12 protein-coding genes are annotated in these 15,442 nt (G+C 59.3%); 7 read left to right on the forward strand and 5 right to left on the reverse strand.

What is annotated here, in order from left to right:
* Window positions 1-27: 27 nt before the first annotated feature.
* The 4 genes from kdpB to kdpF all read right to left on the reverse strand — a co-directional run bounded on the left by kdpB (window position 28) and on the right by kdpF (window position 4,848).
* A complete protein-coding gene (gene kdpB, locus A4F85_RS28345) occupies window positions 28-2,112 on the reverse strand; it encodes a potassium-transporting ATPase subunit KdpB (protein ID WP_063328520.1) in 2,085 nt (694 codons plus the stop codon).
* 3 nt (window positions 2,113-2,115) lie between these two features.
* Window positions 2,116-2,850 carry a K(+)-transporting ATPase subunit C gene (gene kdpC, locus A4F85_RS28350; RefSeq protein WP_063328521.1) on the reverse strand — a complete coding sequence of 245 codons (735 nt, stop codon included), beginning with the start codon at window positions 2,848-2,850 and terminating at the stop codon, window positions 2,116-2,118.
* 78 nt (window positions 2,851-2,928) lie between these two features.
* Window positions 2,929-4,635, reverse strand: a complete 1,707-nt coding sequence (gene kdpA / locus A4F85_RS28355) for a potassium-transporting ATPase subunit KdpA (protein ID WP_034397325.1) — start codon at window positions 4,633-4,635, stop codon at window positions 2,929-2,931.
* A 114-nt stretch (window positions 4,636-4,749) separates the two neighbouring features.
* On the reverse strand, window positions 4,750-4,848 hold the full coding sequence (gene kdpF / locus A4F85_RS28360; protein WP_034397326.1) for a K(+)-transporting ATPase subunit F: 99 nt from the start codon (window positions 4,846-4,848) through the stop codon (window positions 4,750-4,752).
* A 288-nt stretch (window positions 4,849-5,136) separates the two neighbouring features.
* Between kdpF and A4F85_RS28365 the strand changes: the two genes are divergently transcribed.
* The 4 genes from A4F85_RS28365 to A4F85_RS29960 all read left to right on the forward strand — a co-directional run bounded on the left by A4F85_RS28365 (window position 5,137) and on the right by A4F85_RS29960 (window position 10,978).
* Window positions 5,137-6,762, forward strand: a complete 1,626-nt coding sequence (locus A4F85_RS28365; protein WP_063328522.1) for a peptide chain release factor 3 — start codon at window positions 5,137-5,139, stop codon at window positions 6,760-6,762.
* 13 nt (window positions 6,763-6,775) lie between these two features.
* Window positions 6,776-7,834, forward strand: coding sequence for an acyltransferase family protein (locus A4F85_RS29955; RefSeq protein ID WP_082848314.1), 1,059 nt, complete (start codon window positions 6,776-6,778; stop codon window positions 7,832-7,834).
* 96 nt (window positions 7,835-7,930) lie between these two features.
* The gene (locus A4F85_RS28375; protein ID WP_082848315.1) at window positions 7,931-9,187 is read left to right on the forward strand and encodes an acyltransferase family protein; all 1,257 of its coding nucleotides are present in this window, start codon (window positions 7,931-7,933) and stop codon (window positions 9,185-9,187) included.
* 18 nt (window positions 9,188-9,205) lie between these two features.
* On the forward strand, window positions 9,206-10,978 hold the full coding sequence (locus tag A4F85_RS29960) for a glycosyltransferase family 39 protein (RefSeq protein WP_082848316.1): 1,773 nt from the start codon (window positions 9,206-9,208) through the stop codon (window positions 10,976-10,978).
* Window positions 10,979-11,006: 28 nt separating this feature from the next.
* Here A4F85_RS29960 and A4F85_RS31455 read toward each other — a convergent pair whose 3' ends face one another.
* Window positions 11,007-11,363, reverse strand: coding sequence for a hypothetical protein (locus A4F85_RS31455; RefSeq protein ID WP_319076611.1), 357 nt, complete (start codon window positions 11,361-11,363; stop codon window positions 11,007-11,009).
* A 63-nt stretch (window positions 11,364-11,426) separates the two neighbouring features.
* Between A4F85_RS31455 and A4F85_RS28385 the strand changes: the two genes are divergently transcribed.
* The 3 genes from A4F85_RS28385 (at window position 11,427) to A4F85_RS28395 (ending at window position 15,424) form a co-directional block, all read left to right on the forward strand.
* A complete protein-coding gene (locus A4F85_RS28385; protein ID WP_063328526.1) occupies window positions 11,427-12,506 on the forward strand; it encodes an acyltransferase family protein in 1,080 nt (359 codons plus the stop codon).
* Window positions 12,507-12,580: 74 nt separating this feature from the next.
* Window positions 12,581-13,540 (forward strand): glycosyltransferase family 2 protein, encoded by a 960-nt coding sequence (locus tag A4F85_RS28390; protein ID WP_043820224.1) that lies wholly within the window; start codon window positions 12,581-12,583, stop codon window positions 13,538-13,540.
* Between the two features lie 48 nt (window positions 13,541-13,588).
* Window positions 13,589-15,424, forward strand: coding sequence for a hypothetical protein (locus A4F85_RS28395; RefSeq protein WP_231890640.1), 1,836 nt, complete (start codon window positions 13,589-13,591; stop codon window positions 15,422-15,424).
* Window positions 15,425-15,442: the final 18 nt, after the last annotated feature.

Genomic DNA, 15,442 nt, shown 5'->3' on the forward strand with positions numbered 1-15,442 from the left:
CCGGGCGGGCAGGCGGGCCGCACAGGGTCACGCCAGATTCAGAGCCACCAGCAGCATGTCGATCAGCTTGATGCCGATGAAGGGAACGACCAGGCCACCCAGGCCGTAGATCAGCAGGTTGCGCCGCAGCAGGGCCGAGGCACCGATGGCGCGGTAGGGCACGCCGCGCAGGGCCAGCGGGATCAGCACGATGATGATCAGCGCGTTGAAGATCACGGCACTCAGGATGGCCGAGCCCGGGCTGGCCAGCCCCATGACGTTGAGCGCCGACAGCTGCGGATAGGAGCCCACGAAGGCGGCCGGGATGATGGCGAAGTACTTGGCCACGTCGTTGGCCACGCTGAAGGTGGTCAGCGCGCCGCGCGTCATCAGCATCTGCTTGCCGGTCTCCACGACCTCGATGAGCTTGGTCGGGTTGCTGTCCAGGTCCACCATGTTGCCGGCCTCCTTGGCCGCCTGGGTGCCGCTGTTCATGGCCACGGCCACGTCGGCCTGGGCCAGGGCAGGTGCGTCGTTGGTGCCGTCGCCGGTCATGGCCACCAGCCGGCCGGCGGCCTGGTGTTCGCGGATCAGGCGCAGCTTGTCCTCGGGCGTGGCTTCGGCCAGGTAGTCGTCCACGCCGGCCTCGGCCGCAATGGCCGCCGCCGTGAGCGGGTTGTCGCCCGTGATCATCACGGTCTTGATGCCCATGCGGCGCAGCTCGGCAAAGCGTTCGCGTATGCCGTGCTTGACCACGTCCTTGAGCTCGATCACGCCCAGCACGCGGGCACCGTCGGCCACGACCAGCGGCGTGCTGCCGCGCCGCGACACATCCTCCACCACCTTGAGCATGGCGGGCGGGAACTTGCCGCCCATGGCTTCGACGTGGCGGCGCACGGCGTCGGCCGCGCCCTTGCGCAGGCTGCGCGTGCCGCCGTCGGGCTGCGGCATGTCCACGCCGCTCATGCGCGTCTGGGCCGTGAAGGGCACGAAGACGGCATGCAGGGTTGCCAGGTCACGCTCGCGCAGGCCATGCATTTCCTTGGCCAGCACGACCACGCTGCGGCCTTCAGGCGTCTCGTCGGCAAGCGAAGCCAGCTGCGCCGCATCCACCAGTTGCGCGGCCGTCACGCCGGGCGCGGGCAGGAACTCGCTGGCCTGGCGGTTGCCCAGCGTGATGGTGCCGGTCTTGTCCAGCAGCAGCACGTCCACGTCGCCGGCCGCCTCCACGGCGCGGCCCGAGGTGGCGATCACGTTGGCCTGCATCATGCGGCTCATGCCCGCCACGCCAATGGCCGACAGCAGGCCGCCGATGGTGGTCGGGATCAGGCACACCAGCAGGGCGATCAGCACCGTCAGTCCCACGACCTGGCCGCTGCCCGTCAGCTCCACCGCAAAGGACGAATAGGGCCGCAGCGTAACGATGACCAGCAGGAACAGCAGCGTCAGCCCGACCAGCAAAATGGTCAGCGCCAGCTCGTTAGGCGTCTTGTGGCGGCGGGCCGACTCCACCATGGAGATCATGCGGTCGAGGAAGGACTCGCCGGGATTGACGGTGATCTGCACCACCAGCCAGTCCGACAGCACGCGCGTGCCGCCGGTGACCGAAGAGAAGTCGCCGCCGGCCTCGCGGATCACGGGGGCCGATTCGCCGGTGATGGCGCTCTCGTCCACCGAGGCCACGCCCTCGATCACGGTGCCGTCCAGCGGCACGGTGTCGCCGGCCTCCACCAGCACCCACATACCCGAACGCAGTTCTTCGGCACCCACGGGATGCCAGCGGCTCTGGTAGTTGGCCTGCTCCAGCTTCTTGGCGACGGTGCTGCGCTTCATGCTGCGCAGGCTGGCGGCCTGGGCGCGGCTGCGCCCCTCGGCCAGCGCCTCTGCAAAGTTGGCGAACAGCACGGTGAACCACAGCCACAGCGCAATCGCCAGGATGAAGCCCGCAGGCGCTTCACCTTCGCCCGCCAGGGCCTGGGCCCAGAGCAGGCTGGTGAAGATGGCGCCCAGGTAGACTACGAACATCACCGGGTTGCGCCATTGCGCGCTGGGTGCCAGCTTGCGGACGGAGTCACCCAGCGCCTGGCGCACCAGCGAAGGATCGAACAGGGACAAAGCAGTTTTGCGCGACATGGCTTACTCCTTGGCGGCATGGACTGCCGCAGGCTGCAGCGTCGCGGCCGAAAGATCGTCCAGCGCCAGATTCAGCTGCAGCACGTTCACACGCGGCTCGCCCAGCAGGCCCAGCACGCGCGGCTCCACCTGCTGGCGCAACAGTTCCTGGACCTTGGCCACGGGCAGTTGGCGCTCGCGGGCCACGCGCGGCAGTTGCAGCTCGGCATTGGCCACCGAGATGTGCGGATCCAGGCCGGAGGCCGAGGCCGTCACGGCATCCACAGGCACCGCAGCATCTGCAGCCAGGCCATTGAGTTCGCGGTAGGCCGCCACGCGCGCCGCCACGGACTCCTTGAGCGCCGCATGGGTCGGCCCCTGGTTGGTGGCAGCCGACAGCGCAGCGTTGTAGGGCGCGGCCACCGTGGCATCGGCCTTGTCGGGATCAGGCGCCGTGGTGGCGCTGGGCCTGCCCTGGAAATAACGGGGCGAGGCGAACTCCTGCCCGATCAGGGCCGAGCCCACGACCGAGCCCTGGCGCATGACCAGGCTGCCATTGGCGGTCTTGGGAAACGCAGCCTGGGCCACGAGCGTGGTGACCAGCGGATAGGCCAGGCCCGTGACCACGGCGACGAACAGCGCCGACCGCAGGCTGGGGCCGAACAGCGAGCGCAGCCCGCCTGGAACGGCCTGCGTTTGTGCCTGCGCATCAGCGCGCAGCACCGGCAAGGGGCCGGAAGTATGTGTTTGAACTTGCATCTCGAAACCTCCGCCGCACGGCCCTGCCAAGGCAGAACCGGCGGCCAAGAAAAAAACGGGCTCAGCTGGCTCAGGGATTCAGGGGTAGACCTGTCCTGACAGCATCTGCAGCTGCTCGACCACGGGCCCCAGGGCCAGCGAAGGCAGGAAGGTCAGCCCGCCGACCACGACCACCACGAAGACCAGCAGCCCCATGAACAGCGGCGTGGCCGTCGGGAAGGTGCCCGGCCCCGCAGGCACGGTGGGCTTGGCCGCCAGGCTGCCGGCCAGGGCCAGCATGGGCAGCAGCGTCAGATAGCGGCCCGCCAGCATGGCCAGGCCGATGGTGGTGTTGAAGAACGGCGTGTTCGCATTCAGGCCCGCAAAGGCCGAGCCGTTGTTGGCCGTGCCCGAGGCATAGGCATAGAGCACTTCCGAGAAGCCATGCGGCCCCCGGTTGGCCAGGCTGGCCAGCGTGTCGGGCCAGACCGCCGCCAGCGCCGTGAAGCCCAGGACGGAGATGGGATGCGCCATCACGGCCAGCATCACCAGCTTGATCTCGCGCGCCTCGATCTTCTTGCCCAGGAACTCGGGCGTGCGGCCGATCATCATGCCGGCCAGGAAGACCGTGAGGATGGCGTACTGCAGCAGGTTGATCAGGCCCACGCCATCACCGCCGAACACGCAGTTGAGCATCATCTGTGCCAGCGGCACCAGCCCGCCCAGCGGCGTCAGTGAGTCATGCATGGCATTGACCGAGCCCGTGGTCGCGGCCGTGGTCGTGGCCACGAACAACGCCGTATCGGCGATGCCAAAGCGCAGCTCCTTGCCCTCCATGTTGCCGCCCGGCTGGGTGGCGCTGATCTGCTGGTCGGCACCTGCGGCCGTGAGCAGCGGATTGCCGGCCTGCTCGGCCGTGAACACCAGCGCCAGAAAGCCCACGAACATCACCAGGCAGGCGCCGAACAGCACCCAGCCCTGGCGGCGGCGCAGCAGCATGGAGCCGAAGGCATAGGTCATGGCCGAGGGAATCAGCAGCATGCCCAGGATGTGGATGGCATTGGTCAGCGGCGTGGGGTTCTCGAACGGATGGGCCGCGTTCATGCCAAAGAAGCCGCCGCCGTTGGTGCCGATGTGCTTGATGCTCTCCAGGCTGGCCACGGGGCCCAGCAGGATCTGCTGGCGCGCGCCCTCCAGCGTCGTCGCCCAGACCTGGCCATCCAGCGCCTGCGGCACGCCCTGCCACACATAGACCAGGGCCACCACAAAGCTCAGCGGCAGCATCACGCGCCACAGCACGCGCACATAGTCCACCCAGTAGTTGCCCAGGTCCGATGCGCTGGAGCGCGCCAGGCCGCGGATGAAGCCCGCAGCCGCGACCACGCCCGTGATAGCACCCGCAAACATCATGAAGGTGATGGCCACCATCTGCGTGGCGTTGGACAGGCTGCTCTCGCCCGAATACGCCTGCCAGTTGGTATTGGTCACAAAGGACGCGGCCGTGTTGAAGGCCAGGTCCGGCGTCTGCGCCGCATTGCCCAGCGCATTCAGCGGCAGCCAGCCCTGCGCGCGCAGCAGCGCATAGCCCAGCAGCAGCATGGCGCCGTTGGACAGCAGCAGCGCCAGCCCGTAGCGCTGCCAGCCCATGCGCTCGGCCGGGTTCACGCCCAGGGCACGAAAGCTCAGCCGCTCGATCCAGGCATGGTGCTCACTCGTGAAGCAGCGTGCCAGCCACTGCCCCATGGGCACGGCCAGCGCCGTCATCACCAGCAGCACCAGTGCATATTCCATCCAGGTCAACCACATGGCGGTCTCCTTTCAGGCAGTCAAATCCGGCCCAGCGCCGCCACGAAGGCCAGCAGGCCCCCGAAGCAGCCCAGGCTCAGGGCGATAAAGATCAGGTCTTGCATCTGCGCCACCTCAGAACTGCTCGGGCCGCAGCAAGGCGTATCCCAGATAGACAAACAGAGCCAGAGCGCCCAAGGCGCCCAGCCATCCGGTGATTTCGGTCAGGGTCATAGGAATTTCTCCCGCATCGGCACCGCTTGGCGGCACCTGTTGTTGCGATGGGGAAAACTCTAGGGCCGGGGCTGTCAAAAGCGGATTGAGATTGCGGCATGCCGTATCAAGACGGCATCAAGAAACCAGGGGCACGACTTACATCCCTGTTCGCCGATATTTCCAGTGCGAAAGTAGAATGGCGGCCATTTACGGCCTCGCTTGGCTCCATGCCCAATGGCCGCCCGCGACAGACATTACGTCTCCCTTTCCTGGCAGGCACCGCCCTGCCTTTGCGCTTTCAATACTGTGTCATACGCCTCTGAAACCCGGCGCCGCCGGACTTTTGCCATCATTTCCCACCCCGACGCGGGCAAGACCACGCTGACCGAAAAGCTGCTGCTGTTCTCGGGCGCGATCCAGATCGCGGGCGCCGTCAAGGGCCGCAAGGCCAGCCGCCATGCCACCTCCGACTGGATGGAAATCGAAAAGCAGCGCGGCATCTCGGTGGCCAGCTCGGTCATGCAGATGAGCTACCGCGATCACGTGGTCAACCTGCTCGACACGCCCGGCCACAAGGACTTCTCGGAAGACACCTACCGCGTGCTCACGGCCGTGGACTCGGCGCTGATGGTCATCGACGCCGCCAACGGCGTGGAATCGCAGACCCGCCGCCTGATCGAGGTCTGCCGCCAGCGCGACACGCCCATCATCACCTTCGTCAACAAGATGGACCGCGAAGTGCGCGATCCGCTGGACATCCTCGACGAAGTCGAGCGCGAACTGGGCATGCCCTGCTGCCCCGTCACCTGGCCTGTGGGCCAGGGCCGGCAGTTCGGCGGCATCATCAACCTGCTCACCCAGACCATGACGGTGTTCCAGCCCGGCAGCGAACGCCGCCCGCAGGACTTCGAGGCCATTCCCCTGGCTGAGGCCGACAAGCTGCGCGCGCGCTTCGGCCAGTCCTTCGACGATGCGCTGGAAAGCATGGAACTGGCCCAGGGCGCCTCGGCCCCCTGGGACCACGAGGCCTTCCTGGCAGGCAAGCTCACGCCGGTCTTCTTCGGCTCCGGCGTGAACAACTTCGGTGTCATGGAAGTGCTGGATGCCGTGGTCGACATGTCGCCCCCGCCCGGCCCCCGCAAAAGCTCGCTGCTGGTCAACAAGCAGCCTGTGGAAAAGATCATCCAGCCCGAGGACGAAGGCTTCTCCGGCGTGGTCTTCAAGGTCCAGGCCAACATGGATGCCAACCACCGCGACCGCATCGCCTTCGTGCGCGTGGCCTCGGGCAAGTACACGCCCGGCATGAAGATGAAGGTCCAGCGCACTGCCAAGGAGCTGCGCCCCACATCGGTCGTGACCTTCATGAGCCAGCGCCGCGAAGCCGTGGAAGAAGCCTATGCGGGCGACATCATCGGCTTCACCACGCACGGCGGCGTTCAGCTGGGCGACACCATCACCGACGGCACCAACCTCCAATTCACGGGCCTGCCCTTCTTCGCCCCGGAAATGTTCATGACCGTGGTGCTCAAGAATCCGCTGCGCACCAAGCAGCTGCAGCAGGGCCTGATGCAGCTGGGCGAGGAAGGCGCCATCCAGGTCTTCAAGCCCGAGGCCGGCGGCAACATGCTGCTGGGCGCCGTGGGCCAGCTGCAGTTCGAAGTCGTCCAGCACCGCCTGAACGCCGAATACGACTGCGACATCCGCTTGGAAGGCTGCCAGTACACCGGCGCCCGCTGGATCACGGCCGACACCCCGGCCGAGCTGCGCGAATTCGAGAACGCCTACCCGCTGCGCATGGCGCGCGATGCGGCCGATACGCTGGCCTATCTGTGCACCTCGCCGTATGACGTGCGATTGGCGCAGGAGCGGTTTCCGAAGATTCACTTTCATCCGCTGCGCGAGCATGCGGGGTTGGCGTTGCAAGGTCAGTAGTCAAGTCTGAATCATGGCAATTACTTCAGCCACCCATCAAGGCAACAACTTCGATTTTATCCGTATCGTTGCGGCCTCCATGGTCCTGTACAGCCATCACTATGCGCTGACCGGACAGATGGAACCGTCGTTTTTCGGTTTGTACAGTCTGGGCGGACTTGCAGTTGTCATCTTCTTTATTATCAGCGGCTATCTGGTCATGAACAGCTGGTGGAAAGATCCTAACGTGCTGCGATTCAGTTTGCGGCGTTTTCTGCGCATATGGCCTGCATTGACTTTTGTTGTAGTACTCACTGCCTATGGACTCGGCACATGGATGACCGAATTGCCAGCGCGGCAGTATCTTGAGCACGGAGCAACATCCGACTATCTGCGCACGCTATGGATGGAAATTCATTATGTTCTGCCTGGTGTTTTTACACACAACCCCTATCCCAGTGGCGTCAATGGATCACTGTGGACAATACCTTACGAAGTACGTTGTTACATAGTGCTGGGTATTGCTGGTACTTTAGGCTTGCTTAAATTTCGGCCTGTACTTCTGCTTTGCGTGGCTGCTTTCATGGCATGGTTTCTTTCGCGCAGCAATGCAGACATCACAGGGGTCACGAACTACGGCCGAGAGCTCAGCGCCTTCTTTTTAGCGGGAGTCTCCGTGTGCGCCTTGGAAATCTACTGGCGCCGCAACCCCTTGCTGTGGGGCACCGGGGTCTTGCTTTCGTTCGTGGTTGCCTGGCTCGCTGGCTGGCGGCACACAGCCATGTTGATCGGCCTGCCCTTTCTGATCATTTACGCAGGGACTCTCGCAACGCCAATCATTCGCCGAGCAGGACGATGGGGTGATCCATCTTACGGGATCTATCTGTTCGCCTTCCCCATCCAGCAGGTTGTGATTTTCTATACTTGGCCAAATCTCGGATTCACGGGGACGCTCTGCCTTGCCGCCTTATTGACAATAACACTGGCCTATGCCAGCTGGCACTTGATAGAAAAACAGGCAATCAAACTCAAACCCCGCAAACCGCGCGTCCAACACAGTGCAGAGAACATACAAGCCAGATTTACCACCTGATATACCGAGCCTGCAATCAATATATCAATAACAGATTGCAAACAAATAATACGTGCCACCCAGCATTTCGCTTTCAAGCATTAGGCCAGTTGTTTCATGATATTTAAAAATTTTCTGGAACTCGAGAAAAAAACTTCATCCGGACTATATCTGGATAATCTCACTGGCATCCGCGCATTGGCCGTTTTATGGGTTCTTATTCTCCACACCTGGGCAATCACTGGTGGCGGAAGCGTAAATTTCAATATTCCATTCACAACTCACGAAATTGGAGTTACGCGAGTCATTCGCATGGGAGAATGGGGCGTGGACATATTCTTCGTCCTCTCAGGATTTCTTCTAACCACACCTTTCCTGAGAGCAAGAAAAAATGTTCCATTTATTGAAGGGACACTTGATTTTTACCGGCGCCGAGCGCTGAGGCTGCTTCCAGCCTACTACTTCACAATACTGGTACTCATATACTTCCTACTATACGGACTCGGCAAATTACCGACTCCTGCAGAAATGCTTCAGCATGTGCTGCTGGCGAATACATGGTTTGAGACCCCCCCCTTGCGCGGTGCTTTTTGGTCTCTCCCGGTTGAAGCCCTCTTCTATGTGTTCCTGCCATTCCTGATATTTGCAGCATCCCGCTGCAAATCATTTCACACGGTCTTTATTTTCCTCATATTTCTAACGATTGCGCTGAGATTCATTGTCATAAATACACCGACCATCCAATCCAAAGGGATATTTCTCTTTTCATTCTTTGGCCGAATGGATCAATTCTCTCTCGGCGCCATTGCTGCATATTTCTGCATAAAGCATCCTGCCTCTCCCCGCAAGGGCAGCATGATTCTTATTGCCAGCATCATAGGCATGCTTATTTTCATATCGTTTATTGGCCGACGTGGAAATCTATTCGAGAACAGAGACCATTTTTACTACTTCTTCCAAACCATTGTCGGCATCATATCCGCCGCCATGATATACGGTGCTGCATCCCATAGTAAAATTGCCAGGCTTTTATTCGGCAATCGGGTCATGATATTTATCGGAACCATCAGCTACAGCATATATCTCTGGCACACCATTATTCTTGACATCTTTGTGATGACAAACCTGCCACATGGCTTGACACCCGACAACAAGCTCGTTGCCACGATACTCTACACTTGGCCACCGATATTGATCGCATCCTTCTTGTCATATTTATTCATAGAGCGTCCCTTTCTAAAGGTGCGCCATGAGCCCGAGAATAATTCGGCGTCTTTCATCTCAAGGCGCCCAATTATTTTCCTCAGCCTCTCAGCCATTGCACTGGTCGCCCTGACTTATGCATCACAAGCGATATACCAAATAAACCACTAAGCAGTCTGTGCCAGTTCAATGACCCAAACAGCAAGTCCTTTGTTCACCGGGAAAACCAATGCCAGCAATGCCTGGTGGATCTTTGGCTTGATTGCACCTTTGATCATTTATGCAACCAGAGCCGTCCCATTCATCGCCAGCCCCGACGTCTCATTCGACACCGCCTTTACCTATCTACCACTTGCCAGAAGGCTGCTAAGCGATCCGGCAGAGCTTTGGAATAGTGTCGACATACTAAAAACTGCGCCAGGACCATTCGTCTATATGGCGCTTGGAAATGCCGACACCAACCAACTCAAGGCGATCAATCTTGCCATGGGACTGGCAATGGTGGTCATGTTTTTCGACGGAGGCCGTCGCATTGCCGGCGCCGCAGCTGCAGCCACAGCTGCGTGGCTCTTTGCACTTTCACCCTATTTGCCCCACCTCAGTACCTATGTCATGGTGGAGGCCCCTTTTCTTTTTCTTGTCACGCTATGGTTCTGGGCGTCCATATGGGCACTCGAACAGCATGGTTGGCGCAGCTTTGCGGGAGTTTTCCTTGCAGGAGTAACGCTCGCGGCAGCGACTCTAACAAGAGCCACTTTCATGTACTGGCTACCCGCTGCGATCATATTCTTTGGTTTGCTGACAAGATTTCCATTTTTTGGATCTCGAAGTGCATGGCTTCGTCTCGCCATCATCCATCTCACAGCTTTTGTTCTGGTTTTCAGCTACATAGCCCGAAATGCGGTGGTATTCGATAAACCATCCGTCGCAGCTGGCGCAGGTGCGGCCCTTTATTTCGGCAGCAACCCGATGCTGAAAGGACAGGAACCTCCATTTTTCGGATTGTCCCATGACGAATTCACCGTCGTAGACAATCTTTCTCACCTTTCCATCACTGGCGATAAACGCCTGATAGCAGTGGCACGAAATATCATCGCAGACATGCCATTGCCAGAACTCACCAAACTATATATAGAAAAGGCAGGTGCGTTACTTTTCTTCAGCAAAAGCGATCTCAAGTACTACGGCCCTCGTATATGGCGTTCAGCACTATTGACGCTCGCCGCTATAGGGTTTTTTCTCGGTCGCAGGCACCCGATAGTCTGGCTGCTCGCAGGAACCGCTCTTTATCAATTGAGTGTACACATTCCTGTTCTCTACAATCCTCGATACAGCGTCACCGCACTGGAACTGCAGTTGACGCTATTGGCAGCCATCGGCTTGAGTCTTTTGTGGCAAAGAAGGAAAAATCTCCGCGTCATGTTGTTGGCCGCAACGGCCGTCTTGCTGAGCATTCTCGGCGGATCTTGGCATATGCGTTATAGCGCTCCTGTGTTGCCTGATCTTGAGGCGGTCCCGCACAAGGCACTTCAAATAGCCGATCCGTCCGAACTGAGCGTTGAGGGCTTCGAAGGAGATCCATTTCACGGCCTTTCAAATTCACCATCGGGCAGATTCTCAATCACTTGGGAAGGAAATATCCATCCTGTCAATAATTTGACAATCCTGCGACTGCGCATCCCTGATATGCGAGGCGAGTGCTCCAAGGTGTGGGTGAAATATACGAATCAGGCTGGAAAACTACGGGAAGAAATAATCAACATCAGGGGCTTCGGTCCAGGGCAGGATTTCGCACGAGGCATGCTTTTCGTCATGTCCGAAGGCGCCGGAAAATCCATCCAACTTGCCTTCGAATGCAAAGCGAATACTCAGATGCAACTCTCTGAAATAGGCCTTTATGAAGCAAGCCTAGGAATTTATTATCGTGCACGAGTCTTGCAGAAGCTAGAGAACCGCCCCTGACACCCACATCCGAATCAGACCCATGCCACTACATCTGATAATAATCACCATCGCCTGCGTCTTCGGCATCTCCCTGGGGCAGATGCTTTTCAAAAAGGCCGCCTTGGCCATTCCCGCCGCTGCCTCCTGGCAACACTGGATGTTCAATGGCTGGTTGATCACCGCCCTTGCTCTCTATGGAATCACGACCTTGGTATGGATCTGGGTCCTGCGCCATGCCCCGCTGCATCTCGCCTACCCCTTCATGGGTCTGGCTTTCCTGATCGTTCCGTGCCTCGGATGGATGTTTTTGGGAGAACCAATCCGCATTCCAACGCTTGTGGGTGGAGCACTGATTCTTGCGGGAATAGCGATAACTGCGCATGCATCCTGAAATCATGATCATGTGTGCGTTCCAGAAATCAGAGCGAACCCGCCATTCGCCATATATCGCCTTTTCCGTGAAAAAATGAAAGCCAACCTGCATTGGATACAGGCCTTGCGCGGCCTCGCAGCACTATTGGTGCTATTTTTTCATATGTCCCCTCACTGGGACCTCGTTCCCATACTGGCAAGCTTGACCAGCCCGATGAAATGGTGGTTCTCCGGCGTAGACATATTTTTCGCACTCAGCGGTTTTGTTGTCTACCGCTCGGCACGCAATACAGTGTCGGCAACCGGCTTGTGGCCTTTTGTCAAAAGGCGGCTACAGAGAATTTACTTCGGCTATTGGCCTATCCTTCTGTTGATAGCCCTGACAACGATATTTGTCTACGGCTCTGACCTTCCCCCACTCAAGAAAATGGTATTCAGCACGCTGCTGCTGTATCCCAACATATGGGACAACTGGCTTCCTCCGGCCTGGTCCTTGACCATGGAGATCTATTTCTACCTTTGGATCGCACTGATAGCGTTGTTACCGCAGCGCCACCAGATCAAGGCCATCGTTTGTGCCATGCTGCTGCTGATCGCTTGGGGTGTTGGGTGCCTGGTTGTTGACCCTGCCGGTGTGTTCAACGGCCAGCAGCCCCTGCGCTATCTTCTGACAGGGCTGGGTCTGGAGTTCCTGGCAGGTGCGTTGGTTGCTCACGCGCATACATCGGGTTCTCGGATATTTAAGACTCCCATCCTGACCATACCAATTTGTATCGTGCTGATGGCGGCAGGTGTGTCCCTGGGAATGACCTCGCCATACTTTGATCGAATCGAAATCATGCGGGCCGCAAGCTTCGGCGTGATGGGAGCAGCAGCTCTTGTTCTGGCACTCACGCTTGAGCAAACTCCGCTGGCACCTCCCGCATGGCTCGTAAGGATCGGAGATGCCTCATACAGCCTGTACCTGCTTCACACGTTCTTGCTGGACGCAAGTGGCAGGGCGCGTGTACAGCTGCAAATCGACAGCCCCACGGTCTTGCTGTTTTTCATGCTGGCATTACCAGTCACGATTGTGCTCATCAGCATGGTATGGTACCGCCGGGTTGAAAGGCCCATCATGGAAGCTTCATTCAGAGGGGGATCCCTGGCCTTGCCAAGGAGAATCCAAGCGTGAATCCCCTGATTGAGGCACAGCAAGCTTCTGCTCGAACTTATCAACAGCCTCCCCGCCATACAGCAACAACGAGCATGAAAATCGCCGTCGCCATCCCCTGCTACAAGGTCACCCAGCATGTACTCGGTGTCATTCGCGATATCGGGCCTGAAGTCGAGAAAATCTATGCAGTGGACGATGCCTGCCCGGCTGGCAGCGGACGGTTCATTGAGGAAAACAACACGGATACGCGTGTGCGTGTACTCTACAACCCCGAGAACCGAGGCGTCGGAGGAGCCATAGTCACGGCCTACAAGGCAGCCATTGCCGACGGCATGGACATCGTTGTCAAGATAGACGGTGACGGCCAGATGGACCCCTCGCTGCTGCCGCTGTTCGTGCGACCCCTGCTGCGCCGCCAAGCCGACTACACCAAGGGCAACCGCTTCTACCGGCCGGAATCGGTACAGGACATGCCGCCGGTACGCCTGTTCGGCAATGCGGTGCTGTCCTTCATGACCAAGCTCAGCTGCGGCTACTGGAACGTAATGGACCCCACCAACGGCTACACCGCCGTGCGCACCTGCGTGCTGGCCGAGCTGCCTCTGGACAAGCTAGAAAACCGCTATTTCTTCGAAACCGACATGCTGTTCCGGCTGAACACCGTGCGCGCTGTGGTCAAGGATGTGCCCATGGATTCCGTCTACGCGGATGAGGAGTCCAATCTCAAGATCGGCAAGGTGCTACCTGAATTCCTGCGCAAACATGGCTCTCGCCTCTGGCGACGCTATGTCTACAACTATCTGGTACGTGACTTCAATATAGGCACGCTGTACAGCCTGAGCGGCACTCTGCTGGTTGTGCTGGGCACTCTCTTTGGCCTGTGGCATTGGATTGGCGGCAGCAACCACCCCGCCACCAGCGGCACGGTCATGCTTGCCGCCTTGCCCGTCATCATTGGCATCCAGTGCCTGATCGCATTTCTGCATTACGACGTCAGCAGTGTTCCCACCGAGCCAGTCAGCCTGTCTCTGGAAGACCTGGCCGGCGATTGATCAGCGCCTGGTGAACGCATCTGGCAAACCTACTCGTCGGATATCCATATGCATCAACTTCTCCGCCTTTCCGCTGCGGCGCTGTCATTTGGATACCTGACCCTTGCCACCGGGTCAGATGCGGCTCCTGTTTCCCGTCCACCGCTCATCCTGGCCCCCAGCATCGAAGGATGGTTCATCTGCGATGAGGCTGCTGGCAATGCGAAGTTGAGAACGCTCGAGGAATTGTTCAATTTCTGCCGCACGAGAGGCATTGATGGCGCTCCAGCCATCGAGCAATTGCTGGACAAGCTGGAGCCGGGTGGACCTCAAGGCTCCGTCCAAGTGGGCTACACCATCACCCTGCCCCTGCTGACGCTGTATCGGCCTACCGCTCAAGGCTGGGAGATCGACGCAACCCGTGTGGAAAGCTTTTTGAATGTCATCCGCAAGGTGGAGCGCCCGGTTGTGGTCTACCTCATGGCAGATCACTTCGACTCCACAGGCCCCATCGTTGTCGACCTTGCCCAAGATCCCCGCAACCTGATGCAGTTGCGTGATGGCAAACGATTGGAGCTTGGCTATTTCGGCTATCGGATCATGCCGTACACACTGTCGGATGACCCCGCCATTGCCGTCAACCAGTACCGTTTCAAGGCACTGGAGTACGTTGCAAAGAGAATCCGAGCGCTTCCCGAGGCGGTGCAAAAGCGCATCGTCGCCTACACGCTGCCGGGCGAACTGCACCACATGTTCCCTGACTTCCAGAACGGCATGGGCGCCTACCAATCCATCCAGGTCACAGACTACAGTCCGGATTCCGTTGCAGGCTTTCGGCGCTGGCTGCAGTCCAAGTACAAGGATGTGGGGCAGCTGAAAAAGCAGACCGGACTGGATTACCCATCGTTTGATGCCGTTCCTGCACCTTCCAAGGACATTCGCAAGGAGCGCCTGAGCTCCTTTGGCGAGCACTATGACGCCTACGCAGGTGGCACGCTGCCGATTGCAGGCTGGCTGTGGGACCCAGAGCAGGCCGTGAAAAAGCTGGATCTGTACGTGGATGGCATATTCGTCGCGCCTGTTGCCCGCGGGCTGGGCAGGCTGGATGTCTACCGTGCCGTGGATGCGATCACCGATCCCAACACTGGCTTTCGGCATGATTTGGACTATCGAGACCTGCCACCAGGCAAACACATCGCGCAGGTCGTTGCCGCAACCCATGAACGACGGTACCTGCTGGCCAATGTGGAGTTCATGGTCGTTCCGCGCGATCAGAGCAAGGTATCGGCACAGCCTCCCAAGCGACTGGGATGGATGCCGAGGATCTCAACGCTGCGAGGAGTACGCACCTGGCTGGACATGCCAGCGGGGCCACAGGACCTCTACTACAACCCGTTGGCGCACGATTGGAACACCTACCGCGAATCGCAGGTGTACGGTCTTCTGAAAGCCTTCCATCAAAGGGCCGTAGATGCAGGGCTGCCGGCCGAAAAGATCTACTCGCATCAGATCGTGGCGAATGTGAACTCGTCCTGGAACCCGCAATTGCTTGCCTCCGACAAGACGATCGGTGGCGATACGCCCTGGCGAACCGGCGTGAACATGTATGGCGGCACCACCAACAGCGAGTGGATGCGCAACTACATGAGGCAAATTGGCATCACCAGTTACGGCGTCCCAGAGTTCAACCCGCAGCAGTGGAAGCGCGAAGGAGTGCACCTGAAAGCCATGCAGTCGCACTATGACAACGGCGCAACCTTCATCAGTCCCTACTACTTCTCGCTGATTCCCGCACGCCTGGGCGCAGCCGAACACGGCGTCAACCGCATGGAGCTGTCCCCCGACAACCCCAAGGACGGCTCCGACAAGTTCTACAAGGCCATCGTCGAATTCGCCAGGCAGTAGGATGGAGCCCTTGCGCGC

The organism is Delftia sp. GW456-R20 (genome assembly GCF_001622915.1).
Lineage (GTDB): Bacteria > Pseudomonadota > Gammaproteobacteria > Burkholderiales > Burkholderiaceae_C > Comamonas > Comamonas acidovorans.

Bases quoted from the DNA above. Each gene is read 5' to 3' on its own strand.
- A4F85_RS28385 (WP_063328526.1), top strand. From the start codon at position 11,427: ATGAAAGCCAACCTGCATTGGATACAGGCCTTGCGCGGCCTCGCAGCA.
- kdpF (WP_034397326.1), bottom strand. From the start codon at position 4,848: ATGACCCTGACCGAAATCACCGGATGGCTGGGCGCCTTGGGCGCTCTG.
- A4F85_RS28375 (WP_082848315.1), top strand. From the start codon at position 7,931: ATGATATTTAAAAATTTTCTGGAACTCGAGAAAAAAACTTCATCCGGA.
- A4F85_RS31455 (WP_319076611.1), bottom strand. From the start codon at position 11,363: ATGATCATGATTTCAGGATGCATGCGCAGTTATCGCTATTCCCGCAAG.
- A4F85_RS28395 (WP_231890640.1), top strand. From the start codon at position 13,589: ATGCATCAACTTCTCCGCCTTTCCGCTGCGGCGCTGTCATTTGGATAC.
- A4F85_RS28390 (WP_043820224.1), top strand. From the start codon at position 12,581: ATGAAAATCGCCGTCGCCATCCCCTGCTACAAGGTCACCCAGCATGTA.
- kdpB (WP_063328520.1), bottom strand. From the start codon at position 2,112: ATGTCGCGCAAAACTGCTTTGTCCCTGTTCGATCCTTCGCTGGTGCGC.
- kdpC (WP_063328521.1), bottom strand. From the start codon at position 2,850: ATGCAAGTTCAAACACATACTTCCGGCCCCTTGCCGGTGCTGCGCGCT.
- kdpA (WP_034397325.1), bottom strand. From the start codon at position 4,635: ATGTGGTTGACCTGGATGGAATATGCACTGGTGCTGCTGGTGATGACG.
- A4F85_RS29960 (WP_082848316.1), top strand. From the start codon at position 9,206: ATGACCCAAACAGCAAGTCCTTTGTTCACCGGGAAAACCAATGCCAGC.
- A4F85_RS29955 (WP_082848314.1), top strand. From the start codon at position 6,776: ATGGCAATTACTTCAGCCACCCATCAAGGCAACAACTTCGATTTTATC.